16 protein-coding genes and 2 pseudogenes are annotated in these 19,412 nt (G+C 73.6%); 8 read left to right on the forward strand and 10 right to left on the reverse strand.

Annotation, left to right across the window (positions count from 1 at the left end; translation table 11 throughout):
- The 4 genes from M8H82_RS33870 to M8H82_RS33885 form a co-directional block, all read left to right on the forward strand.
- Positions 1-1,241, forward strand: a 1,241-nt coding sequence (locus M8H82_RS33870) for an SWIM zinc finger family protein (protein ID WP_250079124.1), incomplete at its 5' end; no start/stop codon positions are given.
- A gap of 131 nt (positions 1,242-1,372) precedes the next feature.
- Positions 1,373-2,677 carry a 4-carboxymuconolactone decarboxylase gene (gene pcaC / locus M8H82_RS33875; protein WP_284049681.1) on the forward strand — a complete coding sequence of 435 codons (1,305 nt, stop codon included), beginning with the start codon at positions 1,373-1,375 and terminating at the stop codon, positions 2,675-2,677.
- A gap of 34 nt (positions 2,678-2,711) precedes the next feature.
- The gene (locus tag M8H82_RS33880) at positions 2,712-3,347 is read left to right on the forward strand and encodes an MBL fold metallo-hydrolase (protein ID WP_250079128.1); all 636 of its coding nucleotides are present in this window, start codon (positions 2,712-2,714) and stop codon (positions 3,345-3,347) included.
- Positions 3,348-3,377: 30 nt separating this feature from the next.
- On the forward strand, positions 3,378-4,157 hold the full coding sequence (locus M8H82_RS33885; RefSeq protein WP_250079130.1) for an exodeoxyribonuclease III: 780 nt from the start codon (positions 3,378-3,380) through the stop codon (positions 4,155-4,157).
- Between the two features lie 38 nt (positions 4,158-4,195).
- Here M8H82_RS33885 and M8H82_RS33890 read toward each other — a convergent pair whose 3' ends face one another.
- The gene (locus M8H82_RS33890) at positions 4,196-5,965 is read right to left on the reverse strand and encodes an SGNH/GDSL hydrolase family protein (RefSeq protein WP_250079178.1); all 1,770 of its coding nucleotides are present in this window, start codon (positions 5,963-5,965) and stop codon (positions 4,196-4,198) included.
- Between the two features lie 127 nt (positions 5,966-6,092).
- Positions 6,093-6,416 carry a ferredoxin gene (fdxA, locus tag M8H82_RS33895; RefSeq protein WP_250079132.1) on the reverse strand — a complete coding sequence of 108 codons (324 nt, stop codon included), beginning with the start codon at positions 6,414-6,416 and terminating at the stop codon, positions 6,093-6,095.
- Between the two features lie 252 nt (positions 6,417-6,668).
- On the opposite strand from fdxA, the gene M8H82_RS33900 reads away from it, so the two are divergent.
- The 3 genes and pseudogenes from M8H82_RS33900 to M8H82_RS33910 form a co-directional block, all read left to right on the forward strand.
- A complete protein-coding gene (locus M8H82_RS33900) occupies positions 6,669-7,610 on the forward strand; it encodes a hypothetical protein (RefSeq protein WP_250079133.1) in 942 nt (313 codons plus the stop codon).
- Between the two features lie 268 nt (positions 7,611-7,878).
- Positions 7,879-8,016: a hypothetical protein gene (locus M8H82_RS33905; protein WP_250079136.1), complete on the forward strand. Its 138-nt coding sequence runs from the start codon at positions 7,879-7,881 to the stop codon at positions 8,014-8,016.
- Positions 8,013-9,305, forward strand: a pseudogene (locus M8H82_RS33910) (glutamate-5-semialdehyde dehydrogenase); the annotation flags it as partial. The gene M8H82_RS33905 and the pseudogene M8H82_RS33910, both read left to right, overlap by 4 nt.
- Before the next feature lie 272 nt (positions 9,306-9,577).
- Here M8H82_RS33910 and proB read toward each other — a convergent pair.
- The 4 genes and pseudogenes from proB to M8H82_RS36680 all read right to left on the reverse strand — a co-directional run.
- On the reverse strand, positions 9,578-10,795 hold the full coding sequence (gene proB, locus M8H82_RS33915) for a glutamate 5-kinase (protein WP_250079140.1): 1,218 nt from the start codon (positions 10,793-10,795) through the stop codon (positions 9,578-9,580).
- Positions 10,792-11,802: an alpha/beta fold hydrolase gene (locus M8H82_RS33920; RefSeq protein WP_250079143.1), complete on the reverse strand. Its 1,011-nt coding sequence runs from the start codon at positions 11,800-11,802 to the stop codon at positions 10,792-10,794. The genes proB and M8H82_RS33920 overlap by 4 nt, the downstream gene beginning before the upstream one ends.
- Positions 11,799-11,948: a hypothetical protein gene (locus tag M8H82_RS33925; protein ID WP_250079182.1), complete on the reverse strand. Its 150-nt coding sequence runs from the start codon at positions 11,946-11,948 to the stop codon at positions 11,799-11,801. Before M8H82_RS33925 ends, M8H82_RS33920 begins: the two co-directional genes overlap by 4 nt.
- A 1,182-nt stretch (positions 11,949-13,130) precedes the next feature.
- A pseudogene (locus M8H82_RS36680) lies at positions 13,131-13,580 on the reverse strand (WhiB family transcriptional regulator); the annotation flags it as partial.
- 198 nt (positions 13,581-13,778) lie between these two features.
- Between M8H82_RS36680 and M8H82_RS33935 the strand changes: the two are divergent.
- On the forward strand, positions 13,779-14,840 hold the full coding sequence (locus M8H82_RS33935; protein ID WP_250079144.1) for a 3-oxoacyl-[acyl-carrier-protein] synthase III C-terminal domain-containing protein: 1,062 nt from the start codon (positions 13,779-13,781) through the stop codon (positions 14,838-14,840).
- 116 nt (positions 14,841-14,956) lie between these two features.
- On the opposite strand, the gene M8H82_RS33940 is transcribed toward M8H82_RS33935, so the two are convergent.
- The 4 genes from M8H82_RS33940 to M8H82_RS33955 all read right to left on the reverse strand — a co-directional run bounded on the left by M8H82_RS33940 (position 14,957) and on the right by M8H82_RS33955 (position 19,393).
- Complete coding sequence (locus M8H82_RS33940) at positions 14,957-15,649, reverse strand: TetR/AcrR family transcriptional regulator (RefSeq protein WP_250079146.1); 693 nt, start codon at positions 15,647-15,649, stop codon at positions 14,957-14,959.
- Between the two features lie 187 nt (positions 15,650-15,836).
- Positions 15,837-16,406, reverse strand: coding sequence for a TetR family transcriptional regulator (locus tag M8H82_RS33945; protein WP_250079147.1), 570 nt, complete (start codon positions 16,404-16,406; stop codon positions 15,837-15,839).
- 106 nt (positions 16,407-16,512) lie between these two features.
- The gene (locus M8H82_RS33950; RefSeq protein WP_250079150.1) at positions 16,513-18,138 is read right to left on the reverse strand and encodes an FAD-dependent oxidoreductase; all 1,626 of its coding nucleotides are present in this window, start codon (positions 18,136-18,138) and stop codon (positions 16,513-16,515) included.
- Positions 18,122-19,393 carry an MFS transporter gene (locus M8H82_RS33955; protein WP_250079151.1) on the reverse strand — a complete coding sequence of 424 codons (1,272 nt, stop codon included), beginning with the start codon at positions 19,391-19,393 and terminating at the stop codon, positions 18,122-18,124. The genes M8H82_RS33950 and M8H82_RS33955 overlap by 17 nt, the downstream gene beginning before the upstream one ends.
- Positions 19,394-19,412 lie beyond the last annotated feature (19 nt).

Raw genomic sequence — 19,412 nt, forward strand, 5'->3', positions numbered from 1 at the left:
GTGACCACCGGCGTACCTTCCCCGCCTTTCCGGCCGGAGGCTCCGGCGGCACCGCCTTCGCCGAGACGTGGTGGGGCAACGCCTGGGTGGCGGCGCTGGAAGAAGGGGCGCTCGATCCCAAGCGGCTGGCGCGCGGGCGGGGTTACGCCGAGCAGGGGCACGTGGACGCCATCACCGTCACCCCCGGCCTGGTCCTCGCGTACGTGAAGGGGAGCCGCCCCCGGCCGTACCGCGTCCAGGTGCGGTTGCGGACGCTCGGCGACGCCGACTGGGAGCGCTTCCTGGACGTCGCCGCCGAGCGGCCCGGGCATATCGCCGCGCTGCTCGACAAGGAGATGCCGCACTCCCTCGCCGAGTGCGGCGTACCGCTGCTGCCCGGCCCGGGGGACTTGGAGCCCCACTGCAGTTGCCCGGACTACGGCCACCCGTGCAAACACGCGGCCGCCCTCTGCTACCAGACGGCACGCCTGCTCGACGCCGACCCCTTCGTCCTGCTCCTGCTGCGCGGCCGCGGCGAGCGCGAGCTCCTGGACGCCCTGTCCCGGCTTAGCGCCGCGCGGGCGGCCCGTGCCGCGCAGGACCAGGGACCGGCGCCGCTGCCGGGCGTACGGGCGAGCGAGGCTCTCGCCCCCCGCCAACTCCCGCCCCTGCCGCCGCCCTTGCCGGTTCCGCCGCACCCCGAGCAGCCCCCGGTCTATCCGGCGGCGCCGGGCGGCCCGGACCCGTTCGCGCTGGACCAGCTGGCCACCGACGCCGCCGCCCGCGCGCACGCCCTGCTCGGCACCGGCCGTGACCCGCTCGCGGAGCTGACGCTGTGGCAGGACGCCGTACGGATCGCCGCGGCCCGCCCCGGATCCGGCCTCACCGCCGGCAGCCGCGCCCTGTACGCCTCGCTCGCCTCCGCCGCCGACCGTACGCCCGCCGACCTGGCCCGGGCGGTCGCCGCGTGGCGTCAGGGCGGTGAGGCGGGGCTCGCCGTACTGGAAGAGCCGTGGGACCCGCCGGCCGGACGCTTCGACCGGGCCCGCCCGCTGCTCATGGCCGCGGACCTTCCGGCGTTCCGCCCCTGGCGCAACCGCCTCACCCACCCCCGCGGCCATGTCCAGCTCCGCCTCGGCCGCGACGGCCTGTGGTACGCGTACGAATCGGAACCGGGCCACGAGGACTGGTGGCCCCGCGGCACCCCCGACCTGGACCCGGTCGGTGCTCTGACCGGCCTGGGCGGTCCGGACGGGCCGTGACGGCGCGACCGGGGGCGCCCGGTGAAGAGCGTGTGGACGTTCGTCGCCGAACTTCGGGAGCCGAGGGTGGGGAGTGGGGGACCGGGGGCGGGGCACCGGGGAGCGGACGTTAGCGTGGAGCGGTGAGTGAGATGAAGACCCCTGCCCTGCAGTACCGCTTCGACGGCCCGGAAGACGCCCCGGTCCTCATCCTGGGCCCGTCGCTCGGCACCACCTGGCACATGTGGGACCGTCAGGTCCCCGAGCTGACGAAGCAGTGGCGGGTCTTCCGGTTCGACCTGCCGGGACACGGCGGCGCCCCGGCGTACCCCGCGGGCTCGGTCGCCGAGCTCGCCACCCGGCTGCTGGTCACACTGGACGGTCTCGGCGTGCAGCGCTTCGGCTACGCGGGCTGCGCGCTCGGCGGCGCCGTCGGAGTGGAGCTGGCGCTGCGCACCCCCGAGCGGCTGGCCTCGCTCGCCCTGATCGCCGCCTCGCCCCGCTTCGGCACCGCCGACGAGTTCCGGCAGCGCGGGGTGATCGTCCGGACGAACGGTCTGGACCCCATCGCCCGCAGCTCGCCCGAGCGCTGGTTCACCCAGGGCTTCGCCGGCGCCCAGCCCGCCATCACGGACTGGGCCGTGCAGATGGTGCGCACCACCGATCCCGGCTGCTACATCGCCGCCTGCGAGGCGCTCGCCTCCTTCGACGTGCGCACCGAGCTGACCAGCGTCGGCGTGCCCACCCTGGTCCTGGTCGGCTCCGAGGACCAGGTCACCGGGCCCGCCGAGGCCCGCACGCTGGTCGCCGGCATCCCGGACGCCCGTCTCGCGGTGGTCCCCGGCGCCTCCCACCTCGTCCCCGTGGAGCAGCCGGCGGCCGTCACCGATCTGCTGGTCAGACACTTCTCCACCGCCTGGCAGCCCGTCTACGAGCCGCCCGTCGGCCAGACCGCCCTGGCCGCGGCGCCCGTACAGCCGGTCCTCACCGCTCCGGCGCCGGTCGCGCCCCCGCAGCCCGCGCCCATCGCCGAGATCGCCCCGGCCACCGTGCCCGCCCCGATGGGCGGCGGCCGGCCCGACCCGTACGACGCCGGGATCAAGGTGCGCCGCGAGGTGCTCGGCGACGCGCACGTGGACCGGGCGCTGGCACAGGCCGACGAGTTCTCGGGCGACTTCCAGGAGTTCGTCACCCGCTACGCCTGGGGCGAGATCTGGGACCGCCCCGGCCTGGACCGGCGCTCGCGCAGCTGCGTCACCCTCACCGCCCTGGTCGCGGGCGGCCACCTGGACGAACTCGCCTTCCACGTACGGGCCGCGCTGCGCAACGGCCTCACGCCCACCGAGATCAAGGAAGTGCTGCTCCAGGCCGCGGTCTACTGCGGTGTACCGGCGGCGAACAGCGCGTTCACGGTGGCGCAGCAGGTGATACGCGAGGAGACCACACCGACCGAGTGAGCCCCGCGCGACGGCGCGGGGGCAGGATGGTGCCATGAGGTTCACGAAGAAGACGCACGCCTGCGTCCGCCTGGAGAAGGACGGGCGCGCGCTCGTCGTCGACCCCGGAGGCTTCAGCGAGGAGGACGCCGCCGTCGGCGCGGACGCGATCCTCGTCACGCACGAGCACCCCGACCACTTCAGCGAAGCGCGGCTGCGCACCGCGATGGAGATCAACCCGGCCGCCGAGATCTGGACGCTGAAGTCGGTCGCGGAGAAGATCTCGGCCGCCTTCCCGGGCCGGGTGCACACCGTCGGCCACGGCGACACCTTCACCGCGGCGGGCTTCGACGTCCAGGTCCACGGCGAACTGCACGCGGTCATCCACCCGGACATCCCGCGCATCACCAACGTCGGCTATCTCGTCGACGGCGGACGCGTCTTCCACCCCGGCGACGCTCTCACCGTCCCCGACCACCCGGTCGAGACGCTGATGCTCCCCGTCATGGCCCCCTGGAACAAGATCTCGGAGGTCATCGAGTACGTCCGCGAGGTCAAGCCGCAGCGCGCCTACGACATCCACGACGCCCTGCTCACCGACCTCGCCCGGCCGATCTACGACAACCAGATCGGCGCCCTCGGCGGCGCCGAGCACCTGCGGCTCGCGCCCGGCCAGAGCACGGCTCTCTGATTGTCAGTGGTGCCGGGTAGGTTGTGGGACATGCGTATCGCGACCTGGAACGTGAACTCGATCACCGCCCGCCTGCCGAGGCTCCTGGCCTGGCTGGAGAGCAGTGGCACCGATGTGCTCTGCCTCCAGGAGGCCAAGGTCGCCGAGGCCGCCTTCCCGGCCGAGCAGCTGCGCGAGCTGGGTTACGAGTCGGCGGTGCACGCGACCGGCCGGTGGAACGGCGTGGCGGTGCTCTCCCGGGTAGGGATCGAGGACGTCGTCAAGGGCCTGCCCGGCGATCCCGGCTACGACGGCTCGGTCGAGCCCCGTGCCATCTCCGCGACCTGCGGCCCGGTCCGCGTCTGGTCGGTGTACGTGCCCAACGGCCGCGAGGTGGATCACGCGCACTACGCCTACAAGCTCCAGTGGTTCGAGGCCCTGAGGGCGGCCGTCGCGGGCGACGCGGCCGGCAGCCGTCCCTTCGCGGTGCTGGGCGACTACAACGTGGCGCCGACGGACGACGACGTCTTCGACGTGGCGGCCTTCGAGGGCCTGACCCATGTCACCCCCGCCGAGCGGGCGGCCCTGGCCTCCCTGCGCGAGGCGGGCCTGTCGGACGTGGTCCCGCGGCCCCTGAAGTACGAGCACCCCTTCACGTACTGGGACTACCGCCAGCTCGCCTTCCCCAAGAACCGCGGCATGCGCATCGACCTCGTCTACGGCAACGAGCCGTTCGCGACGGCGGTCAAGGACGCGTACGTGGACCGCGAGGAGCGCAAGGGCAAGGGCGCCTCGGACCATGCGCCAGTAGTGGTGGACCTGGACGTGTAGCTCCTCACCGGTGATGGTGGACCTGGACGTGCAGCCCCTCAGGGGGCGGGCACCAGCGCCCGCAGATCCACCGACGCGGCCAGCGCCGCGAGCCCCGCGTCCCCCGGGTGCAGATGGTCGCCGCTGTCGTACCGCGGCAGGATGCGCGAAGGACGGGCGGGGTCCCGCAGGGCCGCGTCGAAGTCGAGGACGCCGTCGAAGACGCCCGTGGCCCGGATCCACGCGTTCACCTCGGCCCGCTCCGCGTCGACCGCGGCCGTGCACTGGGCCGCGCCCTCGCACGGCACGATCGTGGCCGCCAGCATCCGCAGCCCATGCGGGCGCCCCCGGTCCGCGAGCAGGCGCAGGCCCTCGATCACCCGCTCCGCGGTCGTGCCCGCGCGCAGGTCGTTGACGCCCTCGAAGACCACCGCGGTCCGTACCGACGGCTGGGCGAGGACATCACGGTCGAAGCGGTGGGTCGCGCTCACCCCGGCCGTCTCGGTGGAGACGCCGTCCCCGAGGTAGCGGTCGGTGACCACACGGTTGCCGGAGATCCCCTGGTTGAGCACGCCGTAGTGCGGCACCTCGTCCTGGCCGAGCAGCCGGGTGGCCAGCACGTTGGGCCAGCGCCGGTTCGCGTCGGGCGTGGAATGGGTCCCGTCCGTGATCGAGTCGCCGAGCAGCACCACCGAGCCCGGCCCGCCGCCCACGTCCACCCCGGTGAGCAGCGGCCAGCTGGTCAGGGTCGAGGTGTAGGCGGTGGCGGTGGGGTCGGCCGCGTGGTCGCCCGGTTCGCTGAGGTAGGACCGCTGCACCGCGAGCCGGTGCATCGGCGCCGCCGCCACCGTGCCGGGCAGATGGAAGCTGACCAGGAGGTTCGTGTCCGGGGGCACGGTGAAGCCCAGCGGGTCGCTGAACAGCTGGGCGCCCGCCGGGATCTCGGCGCCCGCCGCGCCGTCGAAGGACAGGGCCACCGGTGCCTCCTGCGCGGTGGCGCCGGACGTCTGGACGGCGACCGTGGCGCTGCCGATCCGTACCGGCGTCGCCGCGAAGGTGTTGTCGAACCGGACGCGGACCCGCGGCCCGCCCGCCGAGGTGTGCACGACCAGCCGCAGCGTCCGGTCGGTCCAAGGGCCGACGGCCGGGTGGCCGCCGGTGGCCGTGGACCAGGTGCCGGTCCACCCGAGGGTGCCGGTGCGCACCGACACCGCGAACACATGGAGTCCGGCCGCGTGCGGCAGCCGTACCGACGACACCGCGCGGTCCGCCGCGAGCGGCACGGTGACGACGTACAGCCGGGTCTTCTCGGTGCGTTGGCCGCCCGGCGCGTTGACGTGGGGGAGGGCCAGCGCCTTGGTGGCGAGGGGGCCCTTGCGCCAGTCCGGGGCGGTGAGCCGGTACGGGGTGCTGGTGCCGTCCGTGTACGCGACGGTGCCGGTGCCGGTCACGTCCGCGCCGGTGGTGCCGGCGACGAGGAAGGCGAGGGCGTCACCGCGGCCGGAGAGGCTGATGTCCTGTCCGGCGGCGAGGACGTTGTCGGGCTCGCCCGGGGTGCGGTCCGGCCAGGTGAGGCGGGCGCCCTGCACGGTGAGCGCGCGGCCGGGGCGCCAGCCCGCGGCGGCCAGGTCCGCGGCCGACAGGGAGGCGCCGGAGCCGTCGAAGTCGGCCTCGCCGGGACGGGCGTCGTCGCTGACGGCGGTGTTGTCGAAGAGCCGCTCCAAGGGGAGCGGCTCGGCCGCCACCGCCGTCGCGGAAGCGGTCGCGGACGACACGGGCAGCAGCCCCGCGACCAGCGCGCACACGACCCCCGCGCCCCGAAGACTCAGCCGCACGTCCCGCCCCTCTCCTCCGTGACGCCTTTGCTGACGTGATGTCAGGCGGGCACGAAGCTATGGACGTGGCGGGCGCAGGTCAACGAGGGTCGTGTGAACGGCGGCCGAACTCACCCGTTCGTCACGGCTTCGCGGTCACGGGCAGCTCCGCGACCACCGCGTGGTCGGACTCCACCGGGCCGAGGCCGGCGGCGCCGCCCGGGGAGCCGAGCTCGGCGAAGAACTCCGTGTCGGCCCGGCGGAAGTCGACCCACTCGCCGGGGACGTCGTCCTCGAAGAAGATCGCCTCGACCGGGCAGACGGGCTCGCAGGCGCCGCAGTCGACGCATTCGTCCGGGTTGATGTACATCTTCCGCTGGCCTTCGTAGATGCAGTCGACGGGGCACTCGTCGACGCAGGCCTTGTCCTTGAGGTCGACGCAGGGCTGGGCGATGACGTACGTCATGAGCGACTCTCCGTGGTCCAGATGGCGTTGCCGGGCTCGTGAGTGCGGTGAGGGTAGGAGGCGCGGCAGGAATCTCCGTGGACGTCGGATGGAGTCCGTCTCGAACTCCTGTGCCGAGGTGCCGGGTCGGGCGGGTGGTGTGGCCGGGCGCACGCCAGTACTGGTTGCGGGGGTTAATTCAGCGCCCGTAGACTTCAACGGAGAGTGAAATATGACGGCTCCGTGCCCGGCGCGGTGAAAGGACGTACCACCGTGTTCTCGGTTCTGGTGCTCGGTGCGACTTCCGCGCTGGCGTACGCGGCCGCGGCGGTCGCCCAGCGGATGGCCGCCCTGCGGGCCGCCGGGCCGCGAGGGGTCGGGCTGCGGCGGTCCGGTGCGTGGTGGGTGGCGGTCCTGCTGAACGGCTTGGGCGCCGTGCTGCACACGGCCGCGTTACGGTACGGCTCGCTCGTCGCCGTGCAGATGCTCGGGGTGCTGACGCTGGTCGCGGCGCCCCTGCTGTCGTCAGGGGTGCTGCGGCAGCGGATGACGTCCGCGCAGTGGGCGGGGACCGCGTTGACGGTGGCGGGGGTGGTGGGGCTGCTGGCGCTCGTCCCGTCCGCCGGGGAGAGCCGCACGCTGGACGCCGGTGAGCTGGTCGGCGTCGGGCTGCTGACCGCGGGCGCGATGGGGGTGGCGGTGGTCGTGGCGGCGGTCGCCCGGAGCGTGACGGTCGCGAGCCTTGCGTACGCGGCCGCGGCGGGGGTCGCCTTCGCGGCGGCGAGCGCGCTCGCGCAGACCGCGGTGCTCCGGGTGACCGGGGCGGGGTCGGGGACCGTCGTGTCGAGCGTGCTGGTCGCGGGCGGGGTGCTGTTCCTGGCGCCGGCGGGGCTGCTGTTGTGCCAGCTCGCCTACCGCGGCGGGCTGGAGGCTCCGCTGGCCACGGTGACGCTGGTGAACCCGGTGTTCGCCGTGGTGATCGGGGTGGCGGCGCTGGGGGACCGCTACGCCACGGGGCCGTTGACGGTGGCCGCCGGCCTGGTCGCGGCGGTTGCGGCGGCACGGGGTGTGTTCCTCCTGGCCCGCGCGGAGACCCTGGGCGCCCCGGAGGGCTCCCGCCCCCAAGTCGCCGCGCCCGGAGGACATTTCTGGGGGATACGGCTGCGCAGGTCGACGACGGTGACGGTGGGGGCGGCGTCGGAGCCGCGGCAGTGACGACGGCCGTCGGGCGGCGGTGAAGTCCGTTCGGCGCTCACCTCGTCCGGCCCCTGCCATTCCCGTGAGCCGCCCGGCTGTGCCCGCCTCGACCCCACCGCGTCGAGCCCCGCTCGAGCTTCGGCTCAGTCGTCCTCGTGGCGCCGAAGTGCCGGTCTTGTCGGGGTTCCTGGCCCGTGCAAGTCTCGTAGGGGGTGAGTTCATCAGTTGTTGAGTTCCCCTTGTGGGGTGGGACGCGGCAGCGCCCGTATAGCGGCAGGGAGTTCCTATGAGCAGCACTGGTACCGGTACCACCGTGCATCCGGAGGAGGCCGAGGCGTTGGCGTGGGTGATGCTGGCCGAGTTGTCGGGGACCGTGCCCGCGCCGCCACCCGTGGAGCAGGTGGAGGACGGCGGTGAGGGATGACCGCCGATGCGGCCGTCGGCGTCCGGGCCGTGGCGCCGCAGGCGAGGGCGGGGGCCGTACGCGATGCCGCCCTCGCCTCCCGCGCCGCCGCCCGGCTGCTTGCCGGCACCTCGGGTGACGTACGCAACGCCGCCCTGCTCGCCGTCGCGCGGCGGCTCACCGTCGACCCGGCCGACATCCTCGCCGCGAACCGGCGCGACCTGGCCGCAGCCCGGGACGCCGGGCTCGCCCCCGCCGTGCTGGACCGGCTGACCCTCACCCGCGAGCACCTGCACTCGCTCGCCGGCACCGTGCGCTTCCTCGCCGCCCAGCCCGACCCGGTCGGCGCCGGCGTGGACGGGACCGTCCTGCCCAACGGCCTGGAGGTACGGCGGATCAGGGTGCCCCTCGGTGTCGTCGGGATGATCTACGAGGGCCGCCCGAACGTCACCGTCGACGCCGCCGCCCTCTGCCTCAAGAGCGCCAACTCCGTGCTGCTGCGCGGCTCCTCGACCGCCCGGCACACCAACACCGCCCTCGTCGCCGCCATGCGCAAGGCCCTCGCGGACACCGGCGCGCCCGTCGACGCGGTGCAGATGGTGCCCGGCACCACCCATGCCGCCGTACGCGAACTGATGTCCCTGCGCGGCCTGGTGGACGTCCTCGTCCCGCGCGGCGGCGCCGAGCTCATCCGGACCACCGTGCGCGAGTCCGCCGTACCCGTGATCGAGACCGGGGTCGGCAACTGTCACGTCTACGTCGACGAACACGCCGACCTCGACAAGGCGCTGGCGATCCTGCTCGACGCCAAGACGCAGCGGACGTCCGTCTGCAACGCCGCCGAGTCCCTCCTCGTCCACGAGGCCGTGGCACCCGCCTTCCTGCCCCGCGCCCTGCGCGCACTGGCCGAACGCGGAGTGGTGGTGCACGGGGACGCGCGGGTGCGGGCCCGCCACACCGCCGTCGTGCCGGCCACCGACGAGGACTGGGGCCGCGAGTATCTCGGCCTGGAGATCTCCGCCGCCGTCGTCGGTTCGCTGGACGAGGCCGTCGAGCACATCCGGCGCCACGGCACCGGCCACACGGAGGCCATCGTCACCGACTCGCAGTCCGCCGCCCGCCGGTTCGTCGGCGCACTGGACACCGCGGTCGTCGCCGTCAACGCCTCCACCCGCTTCGCCGACGGCGGCGAACTCGGCCTCGGCACCGAACTAGGCGTTTCCACGCAGAAGTTGCACGCGCGCGGCCCGATGGGTCTGACCGCGCTGACCACCACCAAGTACGTCCTGGTGGGAGATGGGCACATCAGGGGCGGAACCGCCGCCCCGCTGCCCTGGACGGGAGGTCCGTTCATGCAGATACGCATCATCACGAAGACGAAGCCGGCGGGCCGGCTCGTGTACCGGGACGAGACGCGGCGGGTCCGCCGGCGCTCCGCGGTGCCGCCCCCGCTGGGGCTGGCCGGAGTGGACGACGACCCGGCCGAGCTGCACATCGTCCGCAGCATCGACTGAGCGGAGTCCCGTCACAGCAGGGCGGCGCCCGCCGGGGGAACCGGCGGGCGCCGCCCTGCTGCCGGTCCTCAGCCGAACCCGGGACCGCCCGCGTCCCGCGCCGCGAACTCGCGGGCCGGCAGCACCCGTACGCTCACCTCACGGCGCAGTTGCGACGGGAGCCCGCCGCGTGCCGCGGCCGGAAGCAGGACCAGGTCGTCCTGGTGCACCACCTCCCGCCCGGAGCGGCCGCGCAGCAGCGACAGCTCCTGGAAGGCGATCGAGGCCAGACCGCGGGCGACCACCCGGCCCTCCTCGTCGAGGAGTTCCACCGGATCGCCCGCCACGAACTGGCCCGCCACGCGGGTCACCCCCGTCGCGGGCAGCGCCCCACGGCCCTGCATCAGCGCCTGCACCGCGTCCGCCGTCAGCTGGACGGTGCCGCGCGGACTGCTGGCGTGCTCCAGCCACAGCAGGTGGTCGGAGTTGCGGTCCCCGGTGCGGTGGAAGAGGGTGCCCGTCTCCCGGCCCGCGAGCGCGTCGGCCGCGTGCCGGGCGGCGGTGAGGACCACCGGGACACCGGCCCCGGTCGCGATCCGCGCCGCCTCCACCTTGGTCTTCATCCCGCCGGTACCCACTCCCGAACTGCCCGCGTCGCCCAACTCCACGCCCACCAGGTCCTGTTGGCCGCGAATGTCCTTCAGACGCTGCGCCCCGGGCCGCCGCGGATCGCCGTCGTACAGGCCGTCGATGTCGGACAGCAGCACCAGCAGGTCGGCGCGGACGAGGTGCGAGACGAGCGCGGCGAGCCGGTCGTTGTCGCCGAAGCGGATCTCCGACGTCGCCACCGTGTCGTTCTCATTGACGATCGGCACCGCCCCCATGGACAGCACCTTGGTGAGCGCGCGATAGGCGTTGCGGTACTGGGCGCGGCGGCCGATGTCGTCGGCGGTCAGCAGGACTTGGCCGACCCGCAGGCCGTAGCGGGCGAAGGAGGCCGTGTAGCGGGCCACCAGCAGGCCCTGGCCCACGCAGGCCGCCGCCTGCTGCCCGGCCAGGTCCTGCGGGCGCTCGGCCAGGCCGAGGGGGGCGAGCCCCGCGGCGATGGCACCGGAGGAGACGAGCACGATCTCGGTGCCGGCGGCGCGGGTGCGGGCGAGGACGTCGACGAGGGCGTCCACGCGGTCCGAGTCCAGGCCGCCGACCGCGGTGGTCAGCGAGGACGAGCCCACCTTCACCACGATCCGCCGGGCGTTGAGCACATCGGGGCGCAGGGCCCCGGTGGCGGTGGTCGGGGGCCTGGTCATCGTTCCGCTCCGGTTTCGAGGGCGAGTTCCCGAGCCTCACTCGGGTCCGGCTCGCGTCGGTCTCGTAGGTCGCGCAAGAGCGCGTGCACGGTCTCCACGACCAGCACCGGGCGCTCGTACGGCAGGTCATGGCCCTGTTTCGGCACGGTGTGCAGGGTGGCCCCCGGGATGTCGTCGGCCAGGCGCAGGGCCTGGGCGGGTGGTGTGTAGCTGTCCAGGGCGCCGACGAGGATCCGGGTCGGCACCCGGCCGAGCGCGCCGAGGCGGCCCGCGCAGTCGTGGGTGGTGAGCGCGGCGAAGAACTCGGCCACGGTCAGCGGCGGGATGGTGCGCAGCGCGTGCGCGTCGGCCCGTGCGGTGTCGGTCCCCGGGCCGCGCCCGAACAGGGCGTGCCAGATCGGGGCGGCCGAGGGGTGGGACAGCGGTCCGGTGAGCAGCCGGTGCACGGCCCTTGCCCAGCCCGGCGAGCGCAGCATGCCGTCGGTGACCAGCCGTTCGGCGTGCGCCCTGCGCTGCGCGGCCCGGTCCTGCGGTACGAAGGGGACCGCGCCGACGTCCTCCACGCAGGTCGAGAACAGCGCGACGCCGGAGACCCACGGTCCGATCAGCTCGGGCCTGCCCGCGGCGAGCTGCTGTACGGCCATGCCGCCCATGGAGTGGCCGACGAGCAGGACCGGCCCGTCCTCGGGCGCGGTCGCCCGGCGCAGTACGAGGTCCAGGTCCCGGCCGAGCAGCGCCATGTCCAGCGGCGCCTGCCCCCGCGTGGACCTGCCGTGCCCGCGCTGGTCGTAACTGACCGCCCGCAGCGCGGGAAAGCCCGGCCGCGGGCGCGTCAGCGCGTCGATGTGCGGCCGCCAGTCGATGGCCGACATGGTCCACCCGTGCGACAGCACGACGGTGGCCTCGGCCTCCGGCGAACCGTGCGCGTAGACCACGATCTCCGCGCCGTCGTCCGTGATGACGGTCCCCGCGAGCCGCCGGTCCTGCCCCACCCTTACGGCACTCATGACACACCCCGCTGACCGGCGGGGGTCCCCGGTACGGGCCGGATGGTGATGGTGATCCGGGGGTTGCCCGGGGTGACGAAGGTACGCGCGGAACTGCTGGTGAGGGTGACCCGGGGGCCGGTGGGCAGGCGGCGCGTCTTGGGCATGAGGGGCATACGGACCCGGTCGGCGGTCATCGGCCGCGGAACCCCACGCTCCGCCTCCGGCGGGCCAGCCGAGTGCCCGGCACCGTCCGGCGGGCCCTCCACCGGCGCAACCCGGGACCGCGCTCCGTCATCCACCGGTGCAACCCGGCACCGCGCCCTGTCGTCCGCAGGTACGACTCCTAGCCGGTCGCGCGACGGTGCCGCCGACCGTCCGTCGCCCGACGGCGGTACGCCCCTTCCGCGGGCTCCGGGCGGCCCCGAGGCCGGATCACCCCCCGGTCTTCCTCGCCCGTCGGCGGTGAGCGGAGCCGGCCGTCCGCCACCGCCCGGTGCCCCTCCCCGTCCGCCGGACCCCGTGGGCATGGGGGGACGCTGGTCGCCCGGAGCCCTTGCCCCGTCGGCCGGTACCGGGGCACCGGTCCCAGCAGGGCCTGCCTGTCCCGGACCCCGGTCACCACCCCGCATGCGGGATCTGTCGGTCGTAGCCGGGACTCCACGCCCTTGCGCGGTGAGGGGCACTCGCTGTCCGTTGCCCGCGACGGGGACGCCCCGGGCGCCGGGTCCGAGCGGCCCCGCGGCCCGTGCGCCGATCGGAGCCCTCCGCCCGTCCGCCGCACCCGCTCCCCTCGGTCCGCCGGCCGCGAGCGGTGCCCGCCGTCCATCCACGGCCGGCGGCGCTCCCCGCCCACTCCCCGTAAGCGGAGCTACCCGTCGATTCGCAGGGACCGGCCCGGCCGGATGGCCCCCGCCGGAGGGGAACTGCGGTGGCAGGAGGCCCGGGCCAGGAACCCGCGAGCCGTACCGGGGGAGCGGGGGACCGCCCAGGGACGCCACACCGCCGCGTATGGCGGGGCGTTCGACGCCGGTCACCCCGCCTCCGTCGGCGCCGGTCCGGCGTACCCGTTTTCTGGGGGCCCGGGGATTCGGCATGCCGCTGACCGGGCCGCGGGTGCAGGAGGACGCCAACTCCGCGAGCTGCCAAGCCTGTTGGACCTGCCCGAAGCTGATGCCGAGGGCGCCGGCGATCCGGCGCGGGGTCCATCCGTGCCGGCGCAGGTACCACACGTACGCCGGCCGCTCCCGGGGCGTCGCGCTCAGCCTGCGCCCGCCGCCCGCGAGATACGCGGCCAGCTCCGTCCCCGTCGACTCCAGTGTGCTCGCGATACGCAAGAGCTCACGCCGTTCACGCGCGTTGAACCCGCCCCAGATCCCGGCGCCCTCGTCGTGCACCAGAGCCTCGCGCAGGCACTCCCGGGCCACTGGGCAGCGCCCGCAGAGGCGCTTGGCCACGGCCTCCCGGTCGACGCCGCCGGAGGCGCCGGGGAGGGGGAAGAAGGTCTCGGGGTCGGTGTCGCGGCAGGCGGCGCGCTCGGTCCAGGGGTCGGGGTCCGCGTAGTGCGGTGGTGCGTGCATGGCGGTCGGCCCTTTCTCGGTGTGATCCCGGTGGCCGGTGCTTTGGGCTGTCCTCCCGGATTGAATTCCATGCGCGTTGAATTTCGCTCTAGTTGTAGTCAACTCCTGCCTCGTAACTTGTAGTTGCGAGGTCGACCCAGGGGAGTGTCCGACAGGGGAAGCCCTCGAAAGCAACGTTCCTGCATCGCCGTGTGCCGTCGGGTGGGCGCTGTTTGTCATGCGCGTGCTCGTCGATCTGCGCCCTGAGGCGCTCGAAGGACAGCACCGTCAGACACCGGGGGGAGTGTTCGGCATGCGCGATTTTCCAGGCGAGAGTCAACCGGCGGCGACTGCGACGTCGTTCGGGCACCCGATCACCGGGCCGGACGTGGTGAGTGCCTCCTTCTTCCGCTGGCTTCCCACCGCTTTGGAGACGTCGTGCCCGTCGTCACTGCTCCCGTTGTCGCCCTGCCCCGCTATCAGGTGACGACCGATGAACTCATCGGTCGCATCGACGAGTTGTACCCGGACCATCCAAGACTGCGCTTGGTCCGGCAGGTCATCCGGCGTTCGTCGGTGCGCACCCGCTGGTACACCCGCCCGCTGGAGGAGCAGTTCAAGAACGACTGTTCGCTCTTCGAGCGCACCCGCAGGCATCTGCACGACTCCCTCGACCTGGCGGAGCGTGCCGGCCGCGCGGCGCTGCGGGAGGCGGGACTGAAGCCGGAGGACGTCACCGCTCTGGTCGTGTCCAGTGCCACCGGACACAGCATGCCCGGACTCGACGTCCTGCTCATGGAGCGGCTCGGTCTGTCCCCGTCGGTCCGCCGCATACCCGTGACGCAAATGGGCTGCGTCGGCGGCGTGTTCGCCGTCTCGACGGCTGCGGAACTGGTGAAGGCCCGCCCGGACGCCATCGTGCTCGTGGTGTGCGCGGACGCCTTCAGCCACTATTTGCACCCCGGTGACGTCGGCATGGACGGGATGATCTTCAAGGCCATCCTCGGTGACGCCGGCGGCGCCTGTGTGGTGCGAGGACGGGTGGACGGCCCGCACATGGAGATCACGGGGTCCTGGGAGTTCCTGGACGTCAGCGGCAAGGACATCGTGGGCAGCCGCCTCGACGACGACGGCATGCACGCCCAGAACTCCCCGCGGCTCGCGGAGGTCGTCGGCGGTGCCCTGCCGGGGCTGCGGGAGTGGCTGACCGCCGCCGCGCCTGCCGGCACCGACGGCGCGCCGGATTTCATCGTCTCGCACACCGGAAGCCCTCGGATCCTGGACTGCCTCTCCGATGGTCTCGGCTGTCCGCCGGAGATGTTCGGACTGGCCCGCGACTCGCTGCGCGAACTGGGCAACCTGGGGGCCGCGTCCGTGCTGGAGGTCATGGAGCGGACCTTCGCCAAACGGCCGGAGCCGGGAGCCCGCGGCCTGATGATCGGCGTGGGTCCCGGCGTGTGCCTGATGGGCCTGACGACCATCTGGCGGAACGGCATCTGACACGTTGTCGCCACGCGGACGCTCTGCCGCGGACGGCGCTTGCGCATACCGGGAAGGGGTGGCCCCGCGTCAGGGCCGCTCCCTCCCGCGGTTCCGGGCCGGTACGCCCGGCGGGATCAGTCCGTTTCGGCCTTGGGGACCTTGCGGGGCTCCAGTTGGGGGGACAGGCGCTGTTCGAGCGCCGGTACCACCCAGGCCATGAACTCGGTGTATTCCATGCCCGCCAGCGGCTGGATCTGCAAGACGTAGCGCATGATGGCGAGCCCGGCGAGATGGCCGGCGGCCAGCGCCGTGCGGGTCTCGGCGTCGGGGAGACCGCGGTACCCGGAGGCGCTCGCCCAGGACTTGGAGCTCGCCTCGACGCGTGCCCTGAGGACGTCGGACGTAGCACTGTCGGCCATGCCCGCCCGGTAGACGGCGGTCATGGCGTAACGCGTCTTCTCGTTCTCCCAGAAGGAGAAGTACGCATGGGCGAGCCAGGCGGCCTGTGAGGTGGAGCTGTCGCCGATCGGCGTCTCGTCGAAGGTGGCGGAGACGCTGAAGGAGGAGTTCACCGCGGCGTCGAACACCCCCTCCTTGTTCACGAAGAAGTGATGCACCAGTGCCGGGTCCACCTGGGCGGCCTCGGCGATCGCGCGGATCGTCGTCCGGGCGTAACCCCGGTCGGCGAAGAGATGGAGGGCCGCTTCCAGGATCTGGTCGCGGGTTCCGCTGTCCCCTGGGCGACGCCCGCTGCGGGCACGCTTCGGACGGCTGCGCCGAGCGGACGGAACATCGGTCGAGTCGGCCTTCCCGGATCCTCCCGACATCGAAGCGGAACCGTCTGTGCGCCTGGGTTTCATGACATCACTGCACTTCGGACGAGGACTGGCGGAAAAATTAATTCACTGTACAGTGAAAATATCTTATCAGGCGGGGTCTCATCGAGGCCATCCACATGCGGAGTCTTGGCTTCTTCCTTACGTGCATTGCCCCTGTTCACCCCTTGGTTCCCGTTCACGCCGCCGCCAGCACCGTCCGCAGCGACGGCGTCACCAGTTCCGCCAGCGCCGCCACCGGCAGGTCCGCGATCGGCCGCAGCCGCAGGACGTACCGGGTGAACGCCACCCCCAGCAGCTGCGCCGCGAGTATCCCGCTGCACCCCGCCGCCCGCTCCGCCCCGAGGGCGCCGCGCAGGCTGCTGGTGAACTGTTCGTGCAGCATCTGCCGCAGATGTTCCGCCGCCCGCTCGTTGGTCGCCGCGCAGCGCAGCAGCAGCCGCATCGAGCCCTCGTCGCGGTCGTCCTCCCAGGGTGCGAGGAAGTGGGTGATCAGGGCCTGCGGGAGCAGTTCCGGCGGCGTGCCCGTGAGGTCCGGCAGATGCAGGTCGACGTCGAGCGCCGCGTCGAAGAGCTGTTCCTTGCTGCCGTAGTAGCGCATGATCATGGACGGGTCGATGCGCGCCGTGGCCGCGATGGCCCGGATCGTCGACCGCTGGTACCCGTCGGCCGCGAAGTGCATCCGTGCCGCCCGCAGGATGGCCTCGCGGGTCCGCTGGGAACGCCCCGAGATCAGCTGCTGTGCCATGGCGACGAACCTTTCTGCATCCGATCCGTGCGAGTGCCCGCGCGGCGGCACCTGGCCGCCGCGCGGGGGAGCGGCCGGCGCGCGGGCCGGCCCCGGTGCTGCCTGGTCAGGTGCGGTCGGCGGAGGCGGGCGCCGTGTCGGAGGCCTCGCTCCGTTGCCGCCGGGCCGCCCGGGCGGGGGCCGCATCGGCGGTGCCGGCCGGCTGCCGCGCCGGCGTCGGCCCCTCGGTGCCGCACCAGCGGTGCAGGGCCTGTCGTACGCGCGCTTCGCGTCCCGTCGCCGACGAGGTGCTGTCCACCCAGGCGGCGTAGCCGTCGGGGCGGACCAACACGGCGCTGAGCCCGGCGAGTTGCGGTACCGGGCCGTCCACCCGGACCGGGCAGACCCGGGAGCCCCAGGCGTCCGCGACCGCGGCGGCCCCGCCGTCCGCGCCCAGGTCGAGCAGGAGGAAGCGGCCGTCGCGCATCAGCTCGTACAGCCGTACCGGCGCGCCCTCCGCCTGCGGCACCGCCAGGTCCGGCACCCGCTGGCCGGGGCGCAGCCGGGCACCGCCGAGCGCGGCCGGACGGCCGGGGCCGGCGTACCCGGCGCGCAGTCCGGACAGCGTCTCGCCCGCGAACTTCTGGATCCTGCGGCGCCCGAGCAGCCGGGCCAGTGCCATGCGGCGCAGCCCCGACACCACCGGCGAGGGGTGGGTGGCCATCCGGGTGGCGTGGTCGGTGGCCTTGAGGATCTTCTGCGCCTGCGGCCGGCGCTCGCTCTGGTAGGTGTCCAGCAGTCCGGCCGGGGCCCAGCCCTGGAGCGTGGCGGCCAGCTTCCAGCCGAGGTTGACGGCGTCCTGGATACCGAGGTTCAGGCCCTGCCCGCCGAGCGGGGAGTGCAGGTGCGCCGCGTCGCCCGCGAGCAGCACCCGGCCCGTGCGGTACTGGTCCGCGAGCCGCTGGTGGATCTTGAACCGGGCCATCCAGCGGGGGTCGTGCGGCTTGGGGTCAAAGCCGAGGACGTCCTTCATCCGCTCGGCGATCTCCTCCAGCGTCACCTCGTCCCGCGTCCACGGGTGGTCCCGGTGGCCCACCGCGATCCGGTGGAAACCGTCCCCGAACGGTATGGACACCATCATCGCGCCGCCGCCGGAGAGGACCGCGACGTCGTCCGGCGGCGGCGTCTCGAGCCGTACGTCCGCGAGGATCGGCGCCATGTCGTAGGTACGGCCGCGGAAGGCGATGCCGGCCAGCTCGCGCACCGCGCTGTGCGCGCCGTCGCAGCCGACGACGTAGTCCGCGGTCTCCTCCCACTCGCCGGACTCGGTGCGCACCTGCAGCCGTACGCCCGTCGCGTCCTGTTCCAGGCCGAAGACCTCGGCCCCGCGCTGCACGATGACGCCGAGATCGATCGCGCGCTGCTGGAGCGCCTCCTCGGTGCGGCTCTGCGGAACCACGTACAGCGCCGGGAAGGGGCTGTCGCTCGCAGTGAAGTCGATCACCGAGCCCTGCGCGGGCAGCATCCGGCCGACCGGGCGGCCCACCGCGGTGAGCGCGTCGGCGTGGCCGCGCAGGTCGAGCACTTCCATGGTCCTGCTGTACAGGGCCATGGCACGGGATTGCCCGGATGTCTCGGTACGGCGTTCCAGGACGGTGCAGGAGACTCCGGCGGCGGCCAGTTCACAGGCCAGTGCCAATCCGGTGGGTCCCGCTCCGACGATGATGACGGACTGCTCAGGGGTGGGTGCCATGGGTCTCTCCTTGGACATCGGTCAGTGGTAAGGCCGGTGCGGACTGCGCACCGGGAGCGGTGGACGGCCGGCCGGCCCGCGCCGCCCAGGCACCGCAGCCGAGGGCCAGGGCGCCGAGCAGCAGCCAGCCGACGGCCCCCCGCTGCACCACGAGGAAGGTGACGACGAGCGGACCGTAGGTGTTGCGGGCGGCGTTGCCCAGGCTGAAGAAAGCCAGATACACCTGACGGCGGTCCTCGGGCGCGAGGTCGTAGGAGATGGCCCAGGCGCCCGCCTGCTGGTGCATCTCCGCGAACGCCTGGAAGGCCACCGCGGCGAGCAGTACCGTCACCGCCCAGGCCGTGGGCAGCTCGCCGGTCGCGGCCAGCGCGCAGCAGCCGACGGCGAGCAGCAGACCGCTCAGCCGCAGTGCCCGCCCGCCGTCCTCGGCGCTCTCGATGCCGCGGGTCGCCCGGACCTGGAAGAGCACGACGACGACCGTGTTGAGCACCAGCGTCCAGGCGATCACGGACCGGGGCAGCTCGTCATGGGCCAGCACCCACAGCGGGATGCCGATGGTCAGCACCGTCACATGCAGGCTCACCACGGAGTTGAGGACGGTCAGACCGGTGAACCGCCGGTCCCGGAAGACCGCCAGGCGCCGCCGCCACGGCAACGGCCGTCCCCCGCCGCCCTGACCGGCCGGCAGCCGGGCCACCAGCGCGGCGGCGAGCACGAACGACAGCGCGTTGCCGTGGACGACGGCCAGATACACCCCGTCGCTGTCCCACAGCAGCGCCCCGGCGGCCGCGAGACCACCGAGCGAGAGACCCAGGTTCTGCAGCGAACGGGCCATGCCCATCGCCCGCACCCGCTGCCCGGACTCCACCGCCGCCCCGAACATCCCCTGCACCAGCGGGGAGGCGGCCCGGTCGGCCACCGCCAGCAGCGACACCACGAGCAGGAACGGCACGAAGCCGGAGGCGAACGGGTAGCACGCCAGCAGCGCCGCCCGGGTCAGATGGGCGGCGATCAGCATGGTGCGCGGACCGGCCCGGTCCGCCAGGATCCCGGTGGGCACCAGCAGCGCGAAGGACACCGCGCCCGCGACACCCAGGCCGAGCCCCACCTCACTGCTGCCCAGGTCCAGGTAGCGGGTGAGGAAGACGACGGAGACCGCCATGTAGAGGCCGCTGCCGAGGGCGTCCACGAACACCGCGGCCAGCAGCGCCCGGGCGGTGCGCGGCAGCCGTCCCCGCTCGGCGGACTTCTTCATGTCGGCTCCGATCGGGGAC

It is taken from the genome of Streptomyces sp. YS415, assembly GCF_023544665.1.
In the GTDB taxonomy this organism is placed as follows: domain Bacteria; phylum Actinomycetota; class Actinomycetes; order Streptomycetales; family Streptomycetaceae; genus Streptomyces.

What these genes read in the sequence shown, in the direction of transcription:
- pcaC (WP_284049681.1), top strand. Translation starts at nt 1,373, where the DNA reads ATGAAGACCCCTGCCCTGCAGTACCGCTTCGACGGCCCGGAAGACGCC.
- M8H82_RS33880 (WP_250079128.1), top strand. Translation starts at nt 2,712, where the DNA reads ATGAGGTTCACGAAGAAGACGCACGCCTGCGTCCGCCTGGAGAAGGAC.
- M8H82_RS33885 (WP_250079130.1), top strand. Translation starts at nt 3,378, where the DNA reads ATGCGTATCGCGACCTGGAACGTGAACTCGATCACCGCCCGCCTGCCG.
- fdxA (WP_250079132.1), bottom strand. Translation starts at nt 6,416, where the DNA reads ATGACGTACGTCATCGCCCAGCCCTGCGTCGACCTCAAGGACAAGGCC.
- M8H82_RS33905 (WP_250079136.1), top strand. Translation starts at nt 7,879, where the DNA reads ATGAGCAGCACTGGTACCGGTACCACCGTGCATCCGGAGGAGGCCGAG.
- proB (WP_250079140.1), bottom strand. Translation starts at nt 10,795, where the DNA reads ATGACCAGGCCCCCGACCACCGCCACCGGGGCCCTGCGCCCCGATGTG.
- M8H82_RS33920 (WP_250079143.1), bottom strand. Translation starts at nt 11,802, where the DNA reads ATGAGTGCCGTAAGGGTGGGGCAGGACCGGCGGCTCGCGGGGACCGTC.
- M8H82_RS33925 (WP_250079182.1), bottom strand. Translation starts at nt 11,948, where the DNA reads ATGCCCAAGACGCGCCGCCTGCCCACCGGCCCCCGGGTCACCCTCACC.
- M8H82_RS33940 (WP_250079146.1), bottom strand. Translation starts at nt 15,649, where the DNA reads ATGTCGGGAGGATCCGGGAAGGCCGACTCGACCGATGTTCCGTCCGCT.
- M8H82_RS33945 (WP_250079147.1), bottom strand. Translation starts at nt 16,406, where the DNA reads ATGGCACAGCAGCTGATCTCGGGGCGTTCCCAGCGGACCCGCGAGGCC.
- M8H82_RS33950 (WP_250079150.1), bottom strand. Translation starts at nt 18,138, where the DNA reads ATGGCACCCACCCCTGAGCAGTCCGTCATCATCGTCGGAGCGGGACCC.
- M8H82_RS33955 (WP_250079151.1), bottom strand. Translation starts at nt 19,393, where the DNA reads ATGAAGAAGTCCGCCGAGCGGGGACGGCTGCCGCGCACCGCCCGGGCG.